Genomic DNA, 6,180 nt, shown 5'->3' with positions numbered 1-6,180 from the left:
TCCCGGACGCCACAACCATCGCCCGCAACATCCGCACCCACCGGCGAGTGAACGCTTCCACCGTCGAGCGCTCGTACAGATCGGTCGCGAACTCCACGACCCCCGTCAGCCCCGCCGCACCGCCGTCGGTGCCGGTGTGTTCGGTGATGCTCAGCGAGACGTCGAACCGGGAGGTGCCGGTGCCGTGTCCCTCCTGCCGGACCCGCAGGCCCGCGAGGCCGAAGTCGGCCTCGGCGTTGTTCTGGAGGACCAGGGCCACCTGGAACAGTGACTGGTGGGCCGCGGAACGCTGCGGGTTGAGCGCCTCGACCACCTGCTCGAACGGGACGTCCTGGTTCGCGTACGCCGCCAGGCTGGTCTCCCGCACCCGGGAGAGCAGTTCGGCGAAGGTGGGGTCGCCGGAGGTGTCGGTGCGCAGCACCAGCATGTTGACGAAGAACCCGACCAGATCGTCCAGCCGCTCGTCGGTGCGGCCCGCCACGCCGGCGCCGAGCACCACGTCGGTCCCCGCGCCGAGCCTGGTGAGCAGGCCGGCCAGGGCCGCCTCCAGGACCATGAACAGCGTCGACCCGGTCGACCGGGCCAGCTCCATGAGGTCGTCGTGCAGCTCCGCGTCGACGGCGAAGGTGCTGATGCCGCCGACGTACCCGGCGATCGCGGGGCGCGGGTGGTCGGCGGGCAAGGTGACCTGATCGGGCAGATCGGTCAACTGCCGGACCCAGTACTTCATTTGACGGCTGAAGGCGCTGTCCGGGTCACTGTCGTCGCCGAGCAGGTCCCGCTGCCAGAGCGTGTAGTCCACGTACTGCACCGGCAACGGCGCCCACGCCGGGGCCTGCCCGCGGCACCGGTCGCCGTAGGCGGTGGCGATGTCCTGGGCCAGCGGCCGCAGGGACCAGCCGTCGGCGGCGATGTGGTGCAGGACCAGCGCGAGCACCCACTCGTCGTGCCCGAGGGCGAACAGCTCGGCCCGCACCGGGAGCTCGCGGGAGAGGTCGAACGGGTAGCGCGCGGATTCCAGCAGCAGCGCCTCGACCTCCTCCTCGGCGGCCTCACGCACCGGCAGTCCGACCGCGGCGTCGTCGAGCACCTGCTGGAACGGCACGCCTTCCCGTTCCCCGAACACCGTCCGCAACGCCTCGTGCCGGCCCACCACATCGGTGAGCGCCGCCCGCAACGCCGCCACGTCCACCGCGCCGGACAACCGCAGCACCAGCGGCATGTTGTAGGTGGGCGAGGGGCCTTCCAGCTTGTGCAGGAACCACAGTCGCTGCTGGGCGTAGGACAGGGGCAGGACGTCCGGCCGCGGCATCCGGTCCAGAGCGGTACGCGCTCCGGTGGGCCCGTCGTCGAGGCAGCGGGCGAGAGCAGCCGGGGTCGGCATCTCGAAGAGCGTCCGCAGCGCCACCTCGGCGCCGAGCGCGGCCCGGATCCTGCTGATCAGCCGGGTGGCGAGGAGGGAGTGGCCGCCGAGGTCGAAGAAGCTGTCCTCCACCCCGGCCCGGGCCACGCCCAGCACGTCGGCGAAGAGGGAGCACAGGATCTCCTCCAGCGGCGTACGCGGAGTACGGCTCCCCTCGGCCACGTCGAACCCGGGCTCCGGCAGGGCGGCCCGGTCGAGCTTCCCGTTCGGATTCACCGGGAACTCGTCCAGTACCGCTACGGCTGCCGGCACCAGGTGGTCGGGCAGCGTGCGGCGCAGCTGCTCACGCAGGTGTGCGCCGGAGACCGTCTGCGGATCGGCGAGGACGTACGCGTAGAGCGTCAGGAAGCCCTGCTGGTCGGGCCTGGCCAGGACGGCGGCCTGGGCGACGCCGTCCTGCCGCTCCAGCGCGGCCTCCACCTCACCCGGCTCCACACGGAACCCTCGGATCTTCACCTGCTCGTCGGACCGGCCCAGGTACTCCAGCTCGCCGTCCGCGTTCCACCGCACCACGTCGCCCGTGCGGTACATCCGGGCGCCGGATCCCGCGAACGGATCCGCCACGAACCGGGACCCGGTCAGGCCCGGCCGTCCCAAGTACCCTCGTGCGACTCCGGGGCCTGCGATGTACAGCTCGCCCCGCACGCCCGGGGCCACCGGCCGGAGGAAGTCGTCAAGGACGTACGTCCGCGTCCCCGCCAGGGGCGCGCCGATCGGGTACGACTCGCCCGACAAGGGACGGCTGATGGTCGCTGCCACCGTCGTCTCGGTCGGTCCGTACAGGTTCGTCATGCGCCGGCCCGCCGACCACCGGCGCACCAGGTCCACCGAGCACGCCTCGCCCCCGACCACGACACTCCGCAGGCCCGCCAGCCCCTCCACCGGCACCGTCGCCAGCACCGACGGCGGGACGAAGGCATGCGTCACCCCGGCGCCCGCGACCAGCGACGCCAGTTCCGCGCCCGCCGAACGCGCCTCCTTCACGATGACGAGTGCCGCCCCGGCCCCGATGGCCATCATCAGCTCGAGCACGGAGGCGTCGAAGCTCGGCGAGGCCAGCTGGAGGACGCGGCTGCCGGCGTGGACGTCGGCGCGCTCCACGGCTCCTGCCGCCAGGACGGCCAGGCCGACGTGCGTGACCACGGTCCCCTTCGGCCGCCCGGTCGAGCCGGACGTGTAGATCACGTACGCCGCGTTCTCCACCCGCGACGGCATCCGGCGATCACCGTCGACCGGATCGCGATGCACGCCGTCGGTGTCGTCGTCGAGGACGACCGTCGCGACGCCGGCGACCGCGCCTTGACCCGCCTCGTCGGTCAGCACCACCTTCGGGGCGGCGTCGGCCAGCAGGAACTGCACACGCTCCGCCGGATAGCCCGGATCCACCGGCAGGAAAGCCGCCCCGGCCTTCGCCACCCCCAAGACGGCCGCGACCTGCCACGCCCCACGCGGCAGAAGCACCCCCACCACATCTTCAGCGCCCACACCCCGGTCCAGCAACGACCAGGCCACGGCATTCGCCCGCGCGTTCAGCTCCGCGTACGACCAGCTCGACTCCCCGTCGATCACCGCCACCGCATCCGGCGACACCGCCGCCCGACGCTCGAACAAGGCCGACAGCGTCGAGGGCGGCTCCGGCGCCACGCGCGACCAGCGGTCGAGAACCTGCTCGCGCTCGTCCGCGCTGAGCAGCTCCATCCGACCGATCCGCTGCTCCGGGTTCCGCACGACGGCGCGGAGGAGCCGTAGCCATCGCTCGACGAACGCCTCGATCGTGGACCGGTCGTACAGGTCGACGGCGAACTCGACGGCGCCCGTGACACCCGCCGGGCCGTCGGCGTCGCGCTGCTCACCGAGGCTGATGAACAGGTCGACCCGGGACAGGCCGGTGCTCACGCCTTCGAGGCGGGTGCGCAGCTCCGGCAGTTCGAAGCCCGCGTCGGGGTTCTCCTGCAGCCCGAGCAGGATCTGGAAGAGGGGCTGGTGGGCGGCCGAGCGCTGCGGGTTGAGCTTCTCGACCAGGAACTCGAAGGGAACGTCCTGATGCGAGTACGCGGCCAGGCAGGTTTCGCGGACCCGCCCCAGCAGCTCGGCGAACGACGGGTCTCCGGAGACGTCGGTCCGCAGCACCAGCGTATTGACGAAGAACCCGACCAGATCGTCCAGTGCCTCGTCGGTACGGCCCGCTATCGGTGTCCCCACGGGTACGTCCGATCCGGCACCCGACCGGGACAGCAGCGCGGCCAGGGCAGCCTGCAACACCATGAACAGCGTCGCACCCGAGGAACGGGCCAGCTCCAGCAGGTCCCGGTGCAGGTCCGGGTCCATGCTGAACATCGCCACGTCACCGGCATAGCTCGCAACCGCCGGCCGGGGCCGGTCCTTCGGCAGCGTCACCTGCTCGGGCAGACCGGCCAACTGCCGGGTCCAGTACTCCAGTTGCCGGCCCAGCAGCCCGTCCTCGTCGAGCAGCCGCCGCTGCCAGAGCGCGTAGTCCGCGTACTGGACGGGCAGCGGCGACCAGGAGGGGGCCTGCCCACGGCAGCGGTCACCGTAAGCAGTCGCGATGTCCTGGGCCAGCGGCCGCAACGACCACCCGTCGGCGGCAATGTGGTGCAGGACCAGCACCAGCACCCACTCATCCGCCCCCAGGGCGAACAACTCCGCCCGCAACGGAATCTCGCGGGAGAGGTCGAACGGATGGCGAGCCGCCTCTCCCATCAGGCCCTCGACCTCGTCCTCCGTCGACTCGCGCACGGTGAGTTCGACCTCGACAGTGTCAAGAATGCGCTGGTATGGAGTGCCGGCGTGTTCGGCGAACACCGTCCGCAACGCCTCGTGCCGGCCCGCCACATCGGTGAGCGCCGCCCGCAACGCCGCCACATCCAGCCGACCGGACAAGCGCAGCGCGAGAGGCGAGTTGTACGTCGCCGACGGGCCTTCCAGCTTGTGCAGGAACCACAACCGCTGCTGCCCGAACGACAACGGCACCAGCCCCGGCCGCGCCACCGCCGTCACCGGCGTCTGTGCCGCATCGGCCCCTGCGGCGAGCACCTCGGCCAGTCCGGCCGGTGTCGGTGCCCCGAAGAGCGCGCGGGGTTCGAGGTCGCAGCGGAACACCCGGCGGATCCGTATGACGAGCCGGGTGGCGAGGAGGGAGTGGCCGCCCAGGTCGAAGAAGCTGTCGTCGATGCCCACCTCCGGCACGCCCAGCACCTCGGCGAAGAGGTCGCAGAGCAGTTCCTGGAGCGGCGTCCGGGGCGCGGACCCGGGCGCGACGTCGTACGCGGGCTCCGGCAGCGCCCCTCGGTCGACCTTGTCGTTCGGGGTCCTCGGCAAAGAGTCCAGGACCAGCACCGCCGCGGGCACCATGTACTCCGGCAGCCGGTCGGCCAGGTGGCCGCGCAGCTCGTCCACGTCGAGGTCCCGTCCCGCGACGGGGACCGCGTACCCGAGCAGGCGCGTCCCCCGGTCGTCCTGACGGGCGACGACCACGGCCTGGGCGACGTCGGGGTGCCGGCGGAGCACGGACTCCGCCTCGGCCGGCTCGACCCGGTAGCCCCGGATCTTCACCTGCTCGTCGGACCTGCCCAGGTACTCCAGCTCGCCGTCCGCGTTCCACCGCACCAGGTCACCGGTCCGGTACATCCGCGCGCCCGGCCCGCCGAACGGATCCGCCACGAACCTGGACGCGGTCAGCCCCGCCCGCCCCAGATAGCCGCGCGCCAGTCCGGCTCCGGCGACGTACAGCTCCCCCGGCGCCGCCGTCGGCACCGGCCGCAGCGCCTCGTCCAGCACGTACACCCGGGTGTTCAGGACGGGCCCGCCGATCGGGGCCGGGCCGGGACGCAGGGGGTCGCTCAGCGAGGCGCAGACGGTCGTCTCGGTCGGCCCGTAGGCGTTGACCAGCCGCCGTCCGGGAGACCACCGCTCGGTCAGCTCCGGCGGGCACGCCTCACCGGCCACCACCAGCGTGGCGAGGTCGGGCAGGGCCGCCTCGGTGCCTTCGGGCACCGTGTCCAGGACCGTCGGCGGCACGGTGAGATGGGTGATCCGCTGCTCCCGGAGCACCGTCGCGAGCTCGGCGCCGGCCAGCCGGTCCGCGTCGTGGACGACCAGCGCGGCACCCGCGCCGAACGCCATCACCAGCTCCCATACGGCGGCGTCGAAGCCCAGGGCGGCGAATTGCAGCACCCGGGACCGCTCCGTGACGCCGAGCCGCCGCGCCTGGGTGGCCGCCAGGCTCGCCAGGCCGCGGTGGGTCACCACCACGCCCTTGGGCTCCCCGGTCGATCCGGACGTGTAGATCACGTAGGCCGGGTGGTCCACGCGGGTCGGGAGCACCTCGTCCGGATCGGAGGCGGCGTCATCGGCGGTCCAGGTCCAGGAGTCGATGTCCTGCGGTATTACGAGGACGTCGAACTCGCCCGCCGGTACCGCCGTTTGTTCGCCGACGACGACCACTCGGGGCCGGGCGTCGCCGAGCACGTGGCCGATGCGCCGCCGCGGATAGGACGGGTCCACCGGGAGGAACGCCGCGCCGGTCTTCGTCACACCGAGCACGGTCGCGACCTGGGCCGCTCCCCGCGGCAGAAGCACCCCGACCACGTCGTCCGGACCCACGCCCTGATCCCGCAGCCTCCGGGCGATCCGATCCGAAACCGAGTCCAGCTGGGCATACGACCAGCTCCGCTCCCCCTCGACCACGGCCACCGCATCCGGCCGGGCAGCGGCCTGCCGCTCCCACAACCGGCCGA

General features: G+C 72.5%; 1 protein-coding gene. It reads right to left on the bottom strand.

All coding sequences use genetic code 11. From position 1 onward, the window contains the following. Nucleotides 1-6,130: amino acid adenylation domain-containing protein (locus ACFPP6_RS36160; protein ID WP_382051104.1), on the bottom strand; the 6,130-nt coding region annotated here is incomplete at its 3' end. Nucleotides 6,131-6,180: the final 50 nt, after the last annotated feature.

Origin of the sequence: Streptomyces aureoversilis, from assembly GCF_042657885.1 — a bacterium.
GTDB lineage: Bacteria > Actinomycetota > Actinomycetes > Streptomycetales > Streptomycetaceae > Streptomyces > Streptomyces aureoversilis.
Note: the sequence above shows the minus strand (reverse complement) of the source record. Positions and strands in the feature narration are given on the sequence as shown.